The organism is Massilia sp. IC2-477 (assembly GCF_020707265.1).
Taxonomy (GTDB): domain Bacteria; phylum Pseudomonadota; class Gammaproteobacteria; order Burkholderiales; family Burkholderiaceae_D; genus Telluria.
Genome location: NZ_JAJFEQ010000016.1, coordinates 62,406 through 78,096, shown reverse-complemented (window position 1 = coordinate 78,096; position 15,691 = coordinate 62,406). Strand labels below are relative to the sequence as shown.

At 68.0% G+C, this 15,691-nt stretch carries 12 protein-coding genes; all 12 read right to left on the bottom strand.

Annotation, left to right across the window (positions count from 1 at the left end):
- A partial coding sequence (locus tag LK542_RS23310; protein ID WP_227813783.1) for a hypothetical protein occupies positions 1-411 on the bottom strand: 411 nt, incomplete at its 3' end.
- Positions 412-1,181: 770 nt separating this feature from the next.
- Positions 1,182-2,348, bottom strand: coding sequence for a glycosyltransferase family 4 protein (locus tag LK542_RS23305; RefSeq protein WP_227813782.1), 1,167 nt, complete (start codon positions 2,346-2,348; stop codon positions 1,182-1,184).
- A gap of 6 nt (positions 2,349-2,354) precedes the next feature.
- Positions 2,355-3,620 carry a hypothetical protein gene (locus LK542_RS23300; RefSeq protein WP_227813781.1) on the bottom strand — a complete coding sequence of 422 codons (1,266 nt, stop codon included), beginning with the start codon at positions 3,618-3,620 and terminating at the stop codon, positions 2,355-2,357.
- 43 nt (positions 3,621-3,663) lie between these two features.
- On the bottom strand, positions 3,664-4,740 hold the full coding sequence (locus LK542_RS23295) for a GNAT family N-acetyltransferase (RefSeq protein ID WP_227813780.1): 1,077 nt from the start codon (positions 4,738-4,740) through the stop codon (positions 3,664-3,666).
- Between the two features lie 13 nt (positions 4,741-4,753).
- The gene (locus LK542_RS23290) at positions 4,754-6,349 is read right to left on the bottom strand and encodes a GNAT family N-acetyltransferase (RefSeq protein ID WP_227813779.1); all 1,596 of its coding nucleotides are present in this window, start codon (positions 6,347-6,349) and stop codon (positions 4,754-4,756) included.
- A 13-nt stretch (positions 6,350-6,362) separates the two neighbouring features.
- Positions 6,363-7,538: a glycosyltransferase family 4 protein gene (locus tag LK542_RS23285; protein WP_227813778.1), complete on the bottom strand. Its 1,176-nt coding sequence runs from the start codon at positions 7,536-7,538 to the stop codon at positions 6,363-6,365.
- 26 nt (positions 7,539-7,564) lie between these two features.
- Complete coding sequence (gene asnB / locus LK542_RS23280; RefSeq protein WP_227813777.1) at positions 7,565-9,628, bottom strand: asparagine synthase (glutamine-hydrolyzing); 2,064 nt, start codon at positions 9,626-9,628, stop codon at positions 7,565-7,567.
- Positions 9,628-10,764: a glycosyltransferase gene (locus tag LK542_RS23275; RefSeq protein WP_227813776.1), complete on the bottom strand. Its 1,137-nt coding sequence runs from the start codon at positions 10,762-10,764 to the stop codon at positions 9,628-9,630. Before LK542_RS23275 ends, asnB begins: the two co-directional genes overlap by 1 nt.
- A complete protein-coding gene (locus LK542_RS23270) occupies positions 10,761-11,765 on the bottom strand; it encodes a hypothetical protein (protein WP_227813775.1) in 1,005 nt (334 codons plus the stop codon). Before LK542_RS23270 ends, LK542_RS23275 begins: the two co-directional genes overlap by 4 nt.
- A 62-nt stretch (positions 11,766-11,827) precedes the next feature.
- Positions 11,828-13,162 carry an O-antigen ligase gene (locus LK542_RS23265; RefSeq protein WP_227813774.1) on the bottom strand — a complete coding sequence of 445 codons (1,335 nt, stop codon included), beginning with the start codon at positions 13,160-13,162 and terminating at the stop codon, positions 11,828-11,830.
- The gene (locus LK542_RS23260; RefSeq protein ID WP_227813773.1) at positions 13,152-14,324 is read right to left on the bottom strand and encodes a glycosyltransferase family 4 protein; all 1,173 of its coding nucleotides are present in this window, start codon (positions 14,322-14,324) and stop codon (positions 13,152-13,154) included. Before LK542_RS23260 ends, LK542_RS23265 begins: the two co-directional genes overlap by 11 nt.
- Positions 14,321-15,643: a lipid II flippase MurJ gene (locus LK542_RS23255; RefSeq protein ID WP_227813772.1), complete on the bottom strand. Its 1,323-nt coding sequence runs from the start codon at positions 15,641-15,643 to the stop codon at positions 14,321-14,323. The genes LK542_RS23260 and LK542_RS23255 overlap by 4 nt, the downstream gene beginning before the upstream one ends.
- Between the last annotated feature and the right edge of the window lie 48 nt (positions 15,644-15,691).

Sequence of the window (15,691 nt, the reverse complement as noted above, 5' to 3'; positions counted from 1 at the left end):
CGGGGTCGGTGCCGGAGCGGTGGTCGTGGTATAGGCAACCGCCAGGATCGACGAGGTCACCGACGGTGCTGCGGTCTCGGTGACTGCATTGAAGGCCAGCGGCGAACCGATGTCGGCGCGCGCCACGTTCACGGTCGCCACGCCGGTGCCCTTGGCGTAGGTCACGGTCTTCACAAAAGTCCATGCCCAGGAACCGTTACTGCCCGAGTAACGGTACAGGCGGCCGTTTTCGATCATGTAGTTGGCGCCGACGCCATATACCGAATAGCCGGTGCCGGTGCTGCGGTCGGAATCGACGTAGACACGCACCCAGGTCGGGGTGCCCGAATAAGCGATACGGAAATACGCAACGGTGCTATTCGCGGTCACGGTGGCCGAGGTGGCAGCGGCCAGGACGGGAGCAGTAGCCATTGCAGCTGCGGCGGAACCCGCGCTCAGGGCCAAGGGAGCGGCGATCAGGCCAGCGTAGACGAGAGCGACATTGATCTTGCGACGAGCGGGTGCAGCAGACTTTTGAGTGTGAATCATTTAAAACTTTCGAAATTCTAAAAACTGAGGACGAGACAATCCCTCCGCCTCTCGCGCCAATGCGAGTGGCAGGCGATTGCAGGAACTACGGAAAAGAAAGGAACTGAACGATGACGTCAGTTCACGGCGAAATTACCTGGAGGCAGGCGCCGTTTGCGAAAAAGAAAGCATTGCTGAATCTGCTTCTTCATTCTTTGCAGCAGGCTCCTTCGAGCTTCGGACGCCTAACTGGTATTTCGGGTGAAACGTTTTGCGTGTTGTCATGAAAGTTCCTCACTTTCAAATGGAAGGAGTAGCTAAGACTTTCCTCCAGGCGATTAAGTTCCGCAAATCAAAAAAATTTTTTCCTTTGCGAAAGTTTAATACTGCTGAGTCAGGAGAAATATTTCTTTCAGTCAAATCCAATTACCATTTTACTCATTGGTAAATATTTCCAATGTTCAATTGTATTTATAATAGTTTCTATTGCCGAGATAATCTTGCCGATTACGATGCAGCATTATTTGAGGGAATCAGGACGCCTGAATGGCAGGACGCGACGCCGAGGCGTGCGAGGAAGGACGGCACTGGGAACGCGGAGAGGATGGCGAACAGCCGGGTTGCGGCATCGGTTCGCTGCGCGGAGAGCCCGCCTTGACGGCGGGTCAGGTAACTCAGCCAGGCTCGGTGGCGGCGTGCCGGCGGCTGCGCGCCGCGTCCGGCACGGCGACTGGGCCCGGCAGGAACAGGGCTTCCCACATACCTGCAATCTTGTCGATCGAAAAACGCTCACGTGCGTCGACCGCACGGGCGGCAAAACGCTCGCGCAGCCGGCTATCGCGCATCAGGCTGTCGAGCGCCGCTTCCATCGCCACGCAATCGCCCGGCTGGACCAGGAAGCCGTCGACGCCGTGGCGGATGATGTCGCGCGGCCCGGTGTCGCAATCGACGCTCACGGCTGGCAGGCCATAGGCCATCGCCTCTGCCAGCGTGTTCGGGAAGCCCTCGAAGTGCGAACTCATCGCATTCAGGCTGGCGCGCGCATACCAGTCGCCCACATTGCCCACCCTGCCGGGAAAGACAACCCTCCCCGCCAGGCCGGCGGCCAGCGCCTGGGCCTGCAACTCAGCGCGCAGGGGCCCGTCGCCCAGGATCACCAGGTCCCAGTCGGGATGGCGCGGCGCCAGCCGCGCGAAGCTGGCGACCAGGCTCGTGAAGTTCTTCTCTTCGCTCAGGCGCCCGACCGCCAGCAGGACGTGGCGCCCCGGCGGGCAGGCATTGGCAGGGTCGCTGAGCGGCTCCCCCTTCGGCAGCGGCCAGCACACCGGATTCGGAATGACCGGCACCCGGCGCGCACGCGTGTGCGTGCTTAGCCAGTCGGCGCATTCGCTGGTGAGCGCCACCACCGCGGCCAGGCGCGCGTAGGCGTGGCGGCGCAGGGTCTCCCACACGATGCCCAGCGGGGCCCTGGCCGGGAAGTTATGCTCGGAACCAATCGCGAGCAGTTCAGGCATGCCGCGCGCCGCGAGCGCCAGCACCACACTCGCCGTCTGCATCACCGACAGGGCGACGTCCGGCCGCAGGCGCCGCAGCTCGCGGCGCAAGCCCTGCACCCGGCGCGCGGTGCGCCAGAACCCGGCCAGCAGGTTGCCCTTGCCGCCGGCCAGGTTCAGGGCGATGCGCAGCACACGGGGATCGAGCCGGTAGAAGTCGTTTTCTTGCGGCGCCACCGTCACCAGCGTGACCTCCCAGCCGATACCGGCCCAGTGGTTGGCCAGGTTGGCAGCAACCCGTTCGGCGCCGCCGTTTTCCAGCGAGTGGATATAGATGAGCAATCGCATTGTTCGTCACCTGCTGCTGTCGGTTGGTGGCCTGGGCGTGGCGGGAACCGGCGGGCCGACGCGGAAACCCCGGGGCAGCGTCGCCAGCCTGCCCAGCCTGGCGAGCCCGGGCTCGACCCACACCGTCCCGCCTGCCGTACTGGCGGAGGTATTGGTCAGCAGCTCGCCCCGGAATGGCCCGAGCACACGGCCGCGCAGGACGATCCGGTCCCAGCGGCGCGCGGTGCTGGTTTCGATCCGCTCGTCCTCGTGGTCGAACACGAACAGGCGCCGCACGCGCGCCATGTTGAACACCTCGACCGTGGCCTCGATGTCGCGCATGCTGCCTTCGGGCTGCGCGCCCTGGTGATAGAAGTGGACGTAGCTGCCGTGGATGCAGTCGCCCGACACGCTGACCTTCACCCGCACATTCTCGACGTCGCCGGAACTGGCGCCACTCGAGACCAGGGCCACCAGGCCATTGCTACCGGGCCAGAGTGCCGTGTTCGAGCTGGTGATGCGGATGTCGGCATCGCGCAAGGCATTGGCAATAAAGGCGCGCCGCACGTTGTGGCAGGCCAGCTCGACCTGCACGTCCCGGCGGATGAAACTGGCGCCGACGCCGTAATAGGCGTTCTCGACCCTGCCCTGCACCCGGATGCCCGACATGTACTGGCGCGTAGCCGCCGTGTTATTCGAGCCCAGCAGGCCGAGCACCCGGCAGGCCTGGCAATCGACGAGGCGAAACCCGCTGCTGGCGCGGTCGGCCTGCAGGCCGACACAATACATCCCCTGCCAGTTCACCCAGGGCGTGAAGCCGGGATCGGTGAAGCGGGCGCCGGCGATGCTGATGTTGTCGAAATTGAAGAAGTAAAACAGGTTCGGCACCACCTTCGCCCGCGTGGTGGCGCGGAAGGTGGCGCCGTAGGCCGAGATGGCGATGTCGCGCAGGTCGCGGCACAGCACGATGTAGGCCGCGTCCGCATAGTCCCCGAAGTCGTACAGGCCGGGCGGCACCACCAGGGTGCCGCCGCCGGCGCGCCCCAGCGCGGCAAAGGCCTGGCCGAAGGCCCGCACCAGTTGCGCCCGTCCAGCCCCCGGGGCGCCGCCGAAGTCGGCCAGGCTGACGGTGTGCGGCGGCACGGCGTGGTCCAGGCTGCTGCGCCTGGCCGCGCCCCTGTCCGCCGCTGCGTCGCCCGGCAGCGCGGGGGAAATCACGCCCAAGCTTAGGCCGAGCCCGCGCGCCAGCAGGCGGCGGCGCCGGGCAAAGGCGGCACGCTCGTTTGGAGGCATCGGGATCGGCACGGTCGGCGCTCGGCGAGAGAAGCAGGAAGGCTCAGTGGGCCGCCCTGCCCTTGAGCAGGTAGAACAGGCGGAACGCCATGCGCGCCAGCAGGTGCTGCTTGTGGCGGTGCAGGCGCTTCTTCAGCTGGCGCACCCGCGCCTTCAGCACTGCCTCGGCCGCGCGGTCGAGGTTGACCAGCATGCGCCAGCGGGAACGGTAGATGCGCACCTCGTCCATCTCCAGCGCGACGCCGTTGAGGCGGCCCTTGAAGTCGAACTCCCCACCGCCCAGGTAGAAGCGCCTGGCGCCGCGCGCGATGCTTTCGCAGATCGTCTGGAACACGCACAGCTTGCCGAGGCTGTATTTTTCGTAGCTGCGGTCGTAGCCGGTGACGTCCCCAAACACGCTGGAGCCGACCCAGTAGTTGACCGAGCCCGCACACACCTGGCCGTCGATGAACAGCACCACCACGTAGCCGCAGGCACGGGCCAGCGCCATGATGCGCTCGAGGTCGTGCGCTATCGTCGCACCGCCGGCCTTGATCTTCTCTTCGCTGAAGCCGAGGATGGCGCGCACGTGCGCTTCCTCGATCTCGTGGCCCGTATAAAAGCGGGTACAGAAGCTGGGAAAGCTACGGTTCACGAGATTGGTCTGCTGCCGGATGTTGGCGCGCGTCGACTTGCCCAGGCTGGCCAGGTAGGCGTCGGGCGTGTCCGGCAGCGCGATCACATAGGTGTCCTTGGCATTGTGCTGCTGCACCGGGTAGCCCAGGCCAGGTGTTGTTGTCTTCAGGGCCTTGAAGCCGATCAGGTCGACCTCGGGATAGTAGTGGAACACATAGCGCGCGAAGCGGCGCAGTTCGGGCTGGTCGATGGCGATCATTTCGTTGAGGACTTCGATGCGCCGCCCCTCGCAGCGAAACAGCAGGATGGTGCTGGGACGTCCATCGCGCTCGGCAATGTAGCAGCTCACGGCGTCAAGCGACCTGTACACGCGAAAGAAAGGCAGGGAGGCATGCAGGGTGTCGTACAGCCCTGTGAGGGCCTCCTCGACGAAAGGCGGGACCGTATCCCGGTAGCAGCGGATGCCCGCGTCCACGCCCTCGCCTGCTTCGTTCATATCCATCATCGGCTCCCAGCTATCATTGAGGCGCCCCGAGCCCGTCGGCGACGAAGCCGCAGCCTTCGATGCTCCGGCGCAGGGCGGGATCGAGCTGGCCGCGGTAGAAGACGGCGGCCCCGGGTCTGTCCCGTTGCAGTCGCGCCACCAGTTGTTCGACAAAGCTGCGCAGCAGCGCTTCGCTATCCGGCTGTCGATGGACCATCAGGTCGGACAGGACCAGGGCATCCTTCTCGCTTGGGACAGGAGCGGCTTGCACCCAGCACGACAGCACCAGGCTGCCGTCCTGCGTCAAGGTGTACAAGTCCTGCGCCCGTTCCATGCGCTTCATCACCGTGCCCATGAACAGCCAGCGGCTCCCCAAGCCGTGGCGCGCGTCGAAGCGCAGCACGTCGGCAAGGCGGTTGCGCGCCGGCGCCGGGCCGTCCATATCGGCCGCGGCCGCTTGCCACTGGTAGCGCAGCGAGCAAGGTCTGGCGCGCACGCGCCGGCCCACCCTGCCGAGCCAGCCGGGGTGCAAGGCATCGAACGCCGCCGCCAGGTCGGCGCCGCGATATCCGGTCTTCTGCAGCGCGAACCTGGCCTGACGGCGCAGCCCGGCGATGGTCTGCGCCGCCAGCCTGCGCCCGGCGCTGCCGTGGATGGTCAGCTCGTGCACGGTGTCGTGTCCGGTGGCGAAGTGTTCCTTGTAGGCGTCGCCGCCCGGTGTCAGGTCGAGCATCGGCACTCCTTCCTGCGCCAGCTGCACGCCGAGCATCGCCAGCAGCAGGTTGCCCGGCGAATGCATGGCGTGCGCCGGGCTGTGGGTCAGGATGCCGATGTGCAGGGCCCTCCCTTCGCTCAGCAGGCCGAGATGCGAGGCAGCGACCTCGCCGCCGACCGTCAACACCGTGACGTGCAGCAGGCCTCGCCTGTGCAGCGCCAGGTGGAAGTCTTTCTTGCAGGGGTCGCTCGTGAACGGCATCTGGCGGTACAGGGCGGCCTGGCGGAAGTCGTATTGCATGCACAGCTCGTCGAACAGGGCAGCGAAGCTGTCGTGCGCGAGCACCCGTTCGAAGCGCACTTCGCCCATCCGGTTCAGGCGATTGAAGTTCTGGCGGTGGTTCTTCTTGTTGCGCTGGCGCGCCATCGCGTCGGCCTCGACCTGCATGACGGGGCGCGGGTGGGGCCGCAAGGCGACCAGGCTGCGTTCACTTCCCAGGGCGTCGATCCAGCCCAGCGGAATCCCCGGTGGCAGGTAGCGCAGGCACAGGTCGGCGCCGCTGAACGCCTGGCGCAGGGCGCGCATGGCGGCCACCATGAATGCGTCGCCCTCTCCAGCCGACGCCAGCCAGGCCTGGTATTCGGCCTGGTGCTCGCCGGCGCCGGTGAGCCTGCTGCTGCCGTCGCGCAGGGCCAGCGTGAGCAGGCCGGCCAGCGCGCCGTCCCCGGTTTCGGCCAGGACCAGCACGGGCAGGACGCCTGGCAGGTAGAGGCGGTACCAGGGCGCGACGAAACCAGGGTGCTGGCAGGCGCTCGCCCAGGGGCAGCGCGCATACAGCTCGCGCCAGCGGGCCTGGAATGCGGGGTCGTCGACGCGCCGCAGCGCGGCCTCGCCGCTCAGGAGCTGCACATGCATGGCCTTGGCCCCGTCACGGCGTAGTCTCGGGTGCGAGCAGGCGCGACTCGTTCCTGTCTTGCAGGTTCTTGCCGGCCGCTTCGATCTGCATGATCGCGTTCAGGTATTTGCCGATCACGATGCGCTCGTCGAACTGGCTGGCGACCTTGTGCCGTCCCAGCATGCCCATCTCGGCGCGCCGTGCCGGCGCCAGGTTGGCCATCGCGATCATCTGCTGCGCCAGGTCGGCGGCGCTCCTGACCTTGCACAGCAGGCCGTTGCGCCCGTGCTCGACCACTTCGCGGCAGCCGGCGACATCGGTCGCGATGATGGGGCGTGCCATCGCCGCCGCTTCCAGCAGCGAGTGCGGCACGCCTTCGCGGTAGGACGGCAGCACGATGCAGTCGGCGTTTGCCATATAGGGCCGCACGTCGTCGGTCTTGCCGAGGTACTGGATCAGGCCGGCGTCGTGCCAGGCCTGGACGCGCCTGAGCGGGATCGAATTCGGATTGTCCGGGTCGACAGCGCCCAACAGGCCGAAGCGGCTCGAAGGCAGCACACGCCGGACCGCTTCGGCGGCGGCGGCGTATTCTTCGATGCCCTTGTCGCGCAGCACCCGTGCCACCAGCAGGAAGCGCGGGCCGCCCTCGCCCGGCGCCTGCGGCAGCGGATGGAAGTGCTGCAGGTCGATGCCGGAACCGGGCAGCAGGTCGGCCACGGCGGAGCGCGTGAGACCGGCCTCGACGAACAGCTTGCGGTCGTCCGGGTTCTGGAAGAACACCCGCGCCGAACGGCGCAGCGACACCTGGTACAGGCGCCGCGCCAGGCAGCTTAGCACCGGGCTGTTGAGGAAGGCGGTGCCGAGGCCCGCGATGTTGTTGATGACCGGGATGCCGAGTCCGGCGGCCGCGATCGAGCCGTACACATTGGGCTTGATCGTGTAGCCCAGGTAGACCAGCGGCCGCACCGATTGCAATACGCGCCAGTATTTGACCAGCAGTGCGAAGTCGCGCACAGGGCTGGTGCCGTTGTTGTCCATGGGCAGCAGCTTGAAGCGGCAGCCGAGCGCAGCCAGGCGCGCCGCGTATTCGTCTTCGCGCGCCATCACCATGACGTCATAGCCATGACGCGAGAGTGCCTTCACCAGTCCCGAACGGAAATTGTAGATATTCCACGCGGTATTCACGGACATGACGATTTTTTTGTTCATCCCTGCGTTCTCCAGCGTCGGCCGCGCTAGGCGGCGGGTGTGCCGGCCGGGCCGGGCGATTGCCCGCTGTCGAGCACTTCGGCCATTTCATTATCGAAATTACCACTTCCGCCGGGCCTGCTTCTTGATTGTTCTTCAGCCCAGGCCTGGAACATCAGCACATCCCACAGGTGGTATTGCCAATTGCGCTTGCCCGCCAGGTGTTCGTCCCATTTCCGGCGTATTTCCAGCGGGTGGAAGAAGCCTTCGGCGCGCAGGCGCGATTCGGACAACAGGCTCTCCGACCAGTCGCGCAAGGGGCCGCGCAGCCAGTCGCCGATGGGCACGCCGAACCCCATCTTGGGGCGCTCGATCAGGCTTGGGGGCACGTGGCGGTACAGCACCTGGCGCAGCGCCCACTTGCTGGCGCCATCGCGCAGCTTCATCGACTGCGGCAGGCTCCAGGCGAATTCCACCACCCGGTGGTCGAGGAAAGGGATGCGCGTTTCCAGCGCCACCGCCATGGCGGCGCGGTCGACCTTGACCAGGATGTCGTCCGGCAGGTAGGTCAGCAGGTCGAGCGCCATCATGCGCGGCACGCCGTGGAAAGCGGCCAGGGCCGGGGTCTCGCTGCGCAGTACGGTCGGCGGCTCGATGCCGCCGATGACGAGGGCGGCCGGATCGTCCCAGTGCGACACCAGCCCCAGGTACAGGGCGTCCAGGCTGGCGCAGCCCAGTACCTGGGCTCCCTTGTGCAGCTTGTCGCCCGTATTCGGAAAGCGCAGCCGGCGCGGCATGGCGGGCGCGAGCAGCTTGGCCATCCGGTTCCAGGAGTCGACCGAGACCCGGGTGATGCCGTTCGCCGCCAGCCGGCGCAGCGGCAAGGGGCCCGCGGTGATCGTGTTCCACAGGCTGGCGGCGAACTGGTAGCGGCTGTAGCCGCAGAACAGCTCGTCGCCGGCGTCGCCCGACAGCGACACCGTCACGTGCTGCCTGGCCAGCTGCGACACCAGGAAAGTCGGCATCTGGGACGAGTCCGAGAACGGTTCGTCGTACAAGCTCGGCAGGCGCGGGATGACGGCGCGCCCCTGCTCGGCCGTGACATACAGCTCGGTGTGTTCGGTACCAAGGTGCTGCGCCACCGCCTTGGCGTATTCGGCTTCGTTGTAGCCGGCTTCCTGAAAGCCGATCGAGAAGGTCTTGACCGGGCGCGCCGACTGCGCCTGCATCAGGGCCACCACGGTGGACGAGTCGACGCCGCCGGACAGGAAGGCGCCGAGCGGCACGTCGGCGATCATCTGCGCCTTCACTGCCCCCTTGAGCAGGGTTTCCAGCTGCGTCACCGCCTCTTGCGGGCTGCCGCTGAACGGGTTGGCGGCCGCGGCGGCCATGCGGCGCTCGCGCGACCAGTAGGGGTTGACGCGCGGCGCACGGTCGCGGCTGGAGACGGTCAACAGGCAGCCGGGCGTGAGCTTGGCGATGCCGCGGTAGATCGAATACGGCGCCGGAACATAGCTGTGCCGCAGCTGCAGGCTCAAGGCCCCGCGGTCGACCACGTGCTCGAAGGCCGGATGGGCGCGCAAGGCCTTGAGTTCCGAACCGAACACGAAGACCGCGTCCCGGCCCCGCCCCTGCCAGCCGTAGTACAGGGGCTTCTCGCCGATGCGGTCGCGCCCCAAAGTCAGGGTGGCGCTGTAGCGGTCCCAAACGGCAAAGGCGAACATCCCGACTGCCCGCTCGACGGTGGCGGCGATGCCCCAGGCGTCGAAGCCGGCCAGCAGGGTCTCGGTGTCGGAACGGCCGCGCCAGGCGGGTGCGGCGCCCGCGCCCGCCAGCTCGTCGCGCAGGGTCACGTGGTTGTAGATCTCGCCATTGAAGGCGATCACGTAGCGCCCGCTGCTTGAGGGCATGGGCTGGTGCCCGGCCGGGGACAGGTCGATGATCGCCAGGCGCCGGTGGCCGAGCGCGATGCCGTGTCCCACATCCAGCCAGTAGCCGGCATCGTCCGGGCCGCGGTGGCGGATGCTGTCGGTCATGCGGCCGAGCACGGCCCGCGAGGCCCCGTCTTCCTGGAAGGGGCTTGCGCCCAGAAATCCTGTAAATCCGCACATCAGAGCTTCCTCCCGTTGATGACCTGCTCGTAAATGCCTTCGAAGCGCTCGCGCACGCGCGCCATGGTAAAGACGGCGTGGATGCGCTCGCGTGCGCGCCGGCCCATGCCTTCGCAATACTGGGGGCCGTGCTCGACCAGCTCGGTCACGCCGCGCGCCAGCGCTTCCGGGTCGGCCTTCGGCACGATCACCCCGGTATCGCCCATCAGCACACCGACGTCGCCGACGTCGGTGGCCACGCAGGGCAAGCCCATGGCCATGGCCTCGCCCACCACGTTGGGAAAGGCCTCCGTGCGTGAGGACAGGCAGAAAATGTCCATCGCGGACAGGCACACGGCGACGTCGCTGCGCTCGCCCAGCAGCACGAAGCGGTCGGCGTGGCCGGTGGCCGCGATCCAGCCAGCCAGGTCGGCATTGCCGGGATCCAGGCCCTTGCCCACCATCAGGAAGCGCAGGCGGGCGTGACGGGCGGTGAGCTTGCCGGCCGCAGCAACGAAGTTGGCGTGATCCTTGTCGAGGTTGAAGCGGCCCAGGGTCCCGAGCACGATGTCATGGGGCCCCAGGCCACACTGCGCGCGCAGTTCGCTGCGCTGGGTCTGGCTGGCGGTCAGCTTGCTCAGGTCGAAGCCGTTGCCTACCACGACCATGCGGGTGGCGTCGTAGCCGATCCGCGAATGCGAGCGCCGCGCCGCCTCGGCCACGCAGACGATGGTGTGGGGAACCAGGCGAGATAGAATGGCGCACAGATGGCGCACCCAGCGCGTGGCGCGGGCGCAGCCGCCGTCGACGTCGGTGGTGCGCACGCCCCAGATGACGTTGCGGACGCCGGCGACGCGCGCCGCCAGGCCGCCCAGCAGGTCGGCATGGTAGAGCCAGGTCTGGACCACGTCCGGACGCAGGCTGCGCATCAGGCGGACCAGGCGCACCAGGTTCGAGAACGGCGCACGGCGGAAGTCGAGCACGATCAGCTTGATGCCGGCCTGCAGGAAACGCGCATACATGCCGCCTTCCGGCGTCAGGGCGATCACCGTGTGGGTGTACTCGCTGCCCAGCGACTCGAGGATGAGCCGGTACAGGGCCATCTCGGCCCCGCCCACTTCGAGTCCGGTGATCACGTGCAGGATGTTGCGGGTCATTGCTCTCTCCATCGTGTTGCGTCGTCGAGGTCCGGCCCCGCAGTCGCCGGGGCAGCTGCGGCGAAGTCGCCCATGCAGCGGCTCTGCATCCCGTAGCGGTCGGCCAGGTGCCGGAAGTGGCGCAGCAACTCTTCCAGCAGCGCCAGGTTCTGCTCCAGGTTGATGCCGAAGTTGTGCGGGTGCCACCACAGGTGGAACACGCCGCCGCTCTTCGCCGCCGCGCTCATGCAGCGCTTGATGCGCAGCAGGCGCAGGGCCAGCACCGCGCGCTGCGACGGCGACCAGGGATACATGAACAGGCTGGCCGGGAGCTCGAGCATGCCGGCACTGGGGCGCGGCGCGGCCTTGCAGGCGCCGCTCAGCGGCAGGCAGGCGTCGGCAAAGCGCGCCAGCCGTCCGGCAAGGCCGCCCGCCACCCCATCGCCGTTGCGGTACAGCCAGTGGTCGGCATTGCCGCGGTAGACCCGGATGCCGGCTTCGTGCAGCACGGGCAGGAATTCGCGCACGATCTGGTTGCGCGGCATGACCACGCTGCGGTAGCGCACGCCCAGCTCGGCCGCGACGGCGTGGGCGCAGGCCAGGTCGGCGCCAAGCTGGGCCGGCGTGGCGCCCGCCTCGCCGCACAGGAAGTGGCTGTAGGTGTGGGTCGCGACTTCCTGCCCTTCGGTGGCCAGGATCTGCTCCACCAGGGGGCGGCCGAAGAACAGCTTCGGGTTGCTGCGCACCAGCTCGTCCTTGTTGTAGGGCGACATGTCCTGGCGCAGGTAGCCGGGCAGGATGGCCGGACGGACGGTGCGCCAGTGCGCATGGTCGCGACACATCAGCATGCCGACCGTGGCCCAGGTGACGCGCAGGCCATGCTGCCGGAACAATGCCAGCAGCCGGGGAATGGCCTGCCACTCGCCCAGCACATTGCGGCCGTAGCCGGCGATGCTCTGGCAATCGCTGACGCCCCAGAACAGCTCGAAGTCGAGCGAGACTACGAATTTGGCTGCGTTCATCGCTGTCGCCCACGCAGGATGAAGGGCAGCATCGGGGCAGGCGTCAAGATGCGGTGCATAGTTCAGTCCTCCTTGTCATTCGGCTCAAGGCTGCGCGCCATGGCGGTTGCCGCACCCGCATGCCTGGCCGAGACCAGCGCGAAGGTGGCCAGCCAGTACGACGCGGAGTCGAGCATCTGGTGGGTGAACATCGACATGAAGGCGAACAGCCCGGCGACCGCGAACTGCAGGGCGCGGTCCCGGAAGAAGCGCCCCCGCCACAGGATCGCCAGCAGCCAGCACCACAGGCCCAGGCCGAACAAGCCATACTCGGCGATCAAGAGCAGCAGCTGGTTATGGGTGCTGGCCCGCAGCGACCAGAAGCCGGTGGCACCGGCCCCGGCGCCGAAGACGGGGTTTTGCAGGAACAGCTGCCAGCCGGCTTTGATGACCTCGGCCCGCTCCTCGGAGCTGTCGTCGTCGAACTTCACGTCGGAGAAGAAGTTCAGGCGCGAGGACAGGTTGCTTGCCGCCCCCTCGAACTCCTCGCGGCCCTGCAGGTAAGTCTCGAAGCTGCCCAGGCCTGCCACGGCCAGCGCCAGGGCCGCGAGCGCAGTGGCGAGCGCCGACTTCGGCAGGGTCTTCCGGAAGCTCAGGAACAGCAACAGCAGTACCCACGCCAGGATCGCGGCGCGCGAGAAGGTGGTCAGGATCGCCGCGCCGCACAGCAGGAACAGCGGGCCGCGCCATGCGGCCGGCACGACGCCGCACGCGAGCAGGAAGACCAGCAGGATCGCCTCCCCCGCCATGTTCGGGTTGATGAACATGGCGGCAGCCCGGCCCAGCACAGCCCCCGGGGTATCGATTGGGTACAGCAGCCCGGGACGGGCGAAGTCCAGCAGGACGGCACCGGGCACGACGAGCGTTAGCAGCAGCATGGCCAGCAGCCAGGACTTGCGGGTGCTGGTGAACGCGGCAAATCCCAGCGCCAGCGCGAACAGCACGTACTGGATGCGCGTCAGGACCAGCGAGCGCCGGGCGTCGAGCCCGTCGTCGACCACGTAGATGTCGCCCAGGTCGGTCGACGGGGACAGGCCCAGCAGGTGCACCAGGTTCAGCAGCAGGAGCAGGCCCGCCAGCAGCACGAAAGGCGAGCGCAGGTAGCCGCCCAGCTCGCCGAAGCGCAGCGCCGCCACGGGCGCAAGCAGGACGAAGATGCCGAAGAAGCTGTACTTGGGCAGCAGGCTCGGGGACAGGATATAGGCGTAGATCGGCAGGTTGGCGTAGATCACGAACAGCGCCGCACCGAGCACCAGGGGCTGGTACCAGGCGAGGAAGCGCTCGATCGCGCCCGCAGGCGCGCCGAGGCTGGCGTTGGCGCCATGAAGGGTGGTCCCGGCCGCGGCATCAGGCTTCATGGGTGTCCTCGTGAGCGCGCGCCCTGCGCGTGGTGGCGGATACGGGTGCGCCGGACAATTGCCGGAACAGGGATTCCCACATCCCCGCAATCTTTTCCAGCGAAAAGCGTTCCCTGGCCTCCCCTGCCCGGGCGGCCAGCGCCTGGCGCAGGCCGGCGTCGCCCATGACGCGGCCGAGCGCATGCGCGAGTGCTTCGCTGTCGCCCGCCGGCACCAGCAGGCCGTCGACGCCGTGGCGGATGATGTCGCGCGGACCGGTATTGCAGTCGAAGCTGACTGCCGGCAGCCCGTGCGCCAGCGCCTCCGCCAGCGCATTCGGGAAGCCCTCGGAGTGCGAGCTCATGACGAACAGGTCGGCCCGCGCATACCACTCGCCGACGTTGCCGGCGATGCCGGGCAAGGCGATCCGCCCTTCAAGGCCGGCGGCGCGCACCGCGGCTTCCAGCGCGGCGCGCTCCGGGCCGGCGCCGAGGATCACCAGGTCCCAGTCCGGGTGGCGCGGCGCCAGGCGCGCGAACACCGCGACCAGGGTGGCGAAATTCTTGACCGGCTCCAGGCGGCCCACCGCCACCAACAGCCGGCGTCCGGGCGCGCACACGGCCTGGGGCGCGAGCGCCGGCGGCCGAACCGGCAAGGGCCAGCTTGTCGGGTTGGGGATCACGGGGACCCGGTGCGCGAAGGTGTGCTCCGCGATCCAGGCGGCGCATTCACTAGTGAGGGCGACCACGGCGTCCAGGCGCCCGTAGCTGCAGCGGCGCAGCCCCTGCCACAGGCGCCCCAGCGGCGCGTGCGGCGGATAGCAGCGCTCCGAACCAACCGTGCGCAGCCAGGGCAGGCCACAGGCGGCCAGCGCCAGCAGCACGTTCGGGGTGCTCATCATCGCGACTGCGAGGTCCGGGCGCAGCTGCCGCAGCGTGCGCCGCAGCGCCAGCACCCGGCCCAGGTTCTGCAGCAGGCCGTGCAGCGCATTGCGGCTCTCGCCGGCCCGATCCAGCGCGATGCGCCGCACGCGCGAGTCGAGCACGTAGAAATCCTCGCTGTGCGGGGCCAGGGTCAGCACCGTGACCTCCCAGTGCCGCCCGGCCCAGAAACTGGCGAGGGTGGCCACCACCCGTTCGGCGCCGCCGCCGGCCAGGCTGTTCGTGAACAACAGAATCTTCATGGCGCGCGCCTCAGGGTGAGCCAGAAAAACAGGGCATTCAGGCCGTAGGTAAATGTGGCTGCCAGCGCCACGCCGTTCACACCCAGCGACGTCGCCAAGAGCAGGTTGCCGAGCAGCTTGGCAACGCAGCCGATCACGCCGGACCAGAAGATCAGCGTGTAGCGGCGCTGGCTCAGGGCATAGCTGACCAGGACCATCGACGAAAAATAGAAAGGCAGCTGGGGCAAGCCGTAGCGCAGCACGTCGGACACGACCCGGGTGTCGGCGGGGCCGAACTGGCCGCGCTCGAACAGCAGGCCGATGGCCCAGGGCGCGAGCAGCCAGGCCAGGAACATGGTCGCGATCCCGCCCAGGAACATCAGGCGCGCCCAGCCCAGGGCAAGAGGCCACAGCGTGGCCGGCCCCTCCGGCTGCGCCTGCGAAAACACCGGCAGCGTCGCGCGCGCCACGGCGACCGCGGCCAGGCCGAGGATCAGTGACAAAACCCGGTTGGCGTAGCCCAGCGTGGCGATCGCGCCGGTGCCGAGCCCGGCCGCATAGAACTGGTCGATGACGGTGGTGAAGCTCATCAGCGCCTGCCCGCCCAGCATGATGCCGAAGCCTTGCCAGAACCAGGTCCACTGGGGCGACACCAGGCTGAAGCTGGGCGCTTCGAGCTCGCGCCGGCGCGCCATCGGCAGCAGCAGCGCCGCCAGGTGGAAGCTGCAGCCGGCCACCGTGCCCCACACCAGCGGCTTGATACTCTCGCTGGGAAAGGCCAGGACGGCGGCGGCGATGAAGAAGGTGGGGATGCTGTCGAGCAGGGTGTTGACATGGCGACCGGCCGCCAGCATCCAGGCCGATTGCAACGTGGTGAGCAGGCCCAGCGGAAGCAGCAGCACCAGGCCGGGCAGCGCCGCCTGCGCCAGGCTGGCCGCCGGCGCCGGGAGTCCCGCCTTCCCCAGCGACAGCATGGCGCCGATCAGCAGCCAGGCCAGCAGCGCGAGCCCAAGGCCGAACACGATCGCCAATCCCAGGAGTTCGGCGCGAAAGCGCGGCAGCTCGGCCGGGCCGGCGCCCTGCATGCGCGCCGCCAGGGGAACCAGGACGGCGGTAAGTACGCTGCTCCAGATGCCGATCGGCCAGGAAACCAGGGTGTAGAGGAACTGGTAGGCATCGACTTCGGCGGCCAGGCCATAGCGGTAGGCGACCGCCATTTCCTTGGCCGCGCCCATCAGCTTGCCCAGCAGGGTGAACAGGGCGACCAGGACCAGGCCCCGCAGGATCGCCGCGTGGCGCGCATCGGCGGTCCAGATCCGTGTTCCCAGCGTACTCGTCATGGTGCTCGCAGTGGCAAGGGGTGCGTGGCCGGGCCAGCCGCTCAAGGC

Coding starts and splice junctions, on each gene's coding strand:
- LK542_RS23255 (WP_227813772.1), bottom strand. CDS start 15,643: ATGACGAGTACGCTGGGAACACGGATCTGGACCGCCGATGCGCGCCAC.
- LK542_RS23270 (WP_227813775.1), bottom strand. CDS start 11,765: ATGAACGCAGCCAAATTCGTAGTCTCGCTCGACTTCGAGCTGTTCTGG.
- LK542_RS23285 (WP_227813778.1), bottom strand. CDS start 7,538: ATGAACAAAAAAATCGTCATGTCCGTGAATACCGCGTGGAATATCTAC.
- LK542_RS23300 (WP_227813781.1), bottom strand. CDS start 3,620: ATGCCTCCAAACGAGCGTGCCGCCTTTGCCCGGCGCCGCCGCCTGCTG.
- asnB (WP_227813777.1), bottom strand. CDS start 9,628: ATGTGCGGATTTACAGGATTTCTGGGCGCAAGCCCCTTCCAGGAAGAC.
- LK542_RS23265 (WP_227813774.1), bottom strand. CDS start 13,162: ATGAAGCCTGATGCCGCGGCCGGGACCACCCTTCATGGCGCCAACGCC.
- LK542_RS23305 (WP_227813782.1), bottom strand. CDS start 2,348: ATGCGATTGCTCATCTATATCCACTCGCTGGAAAACGGCGGCGCCGAA.
- LK542_RS23260 (WP_227813773.1), bottom strand. CDS start 14,324: ATGAAGATTCTGTTGTTCACGAACAGCCTGGCCGGCGGCGGCGCCGAA.
- LK542_RS23275 (WP_227813776.1), bottom strand. CDS start 10,764: ATGACCCGCAACATCCTGCACGTGATCACCGGACTCGAAGTGGGCGGG.
- LK542_RS23290 (WP_227813779.1), bottom strand. CDS start 6,349: ATGCATGTGCAGCTCCTGAGCGGCGAGGCCGCGCTGCGGCGCGTCGAC.
- LK542_RS23295 (WP_227813780.1), bottom strand. CDS start 4,740: ATGATGGATATGAACGAAGCAGGCGAGGGCGTGGACGCGGGCATCCGC.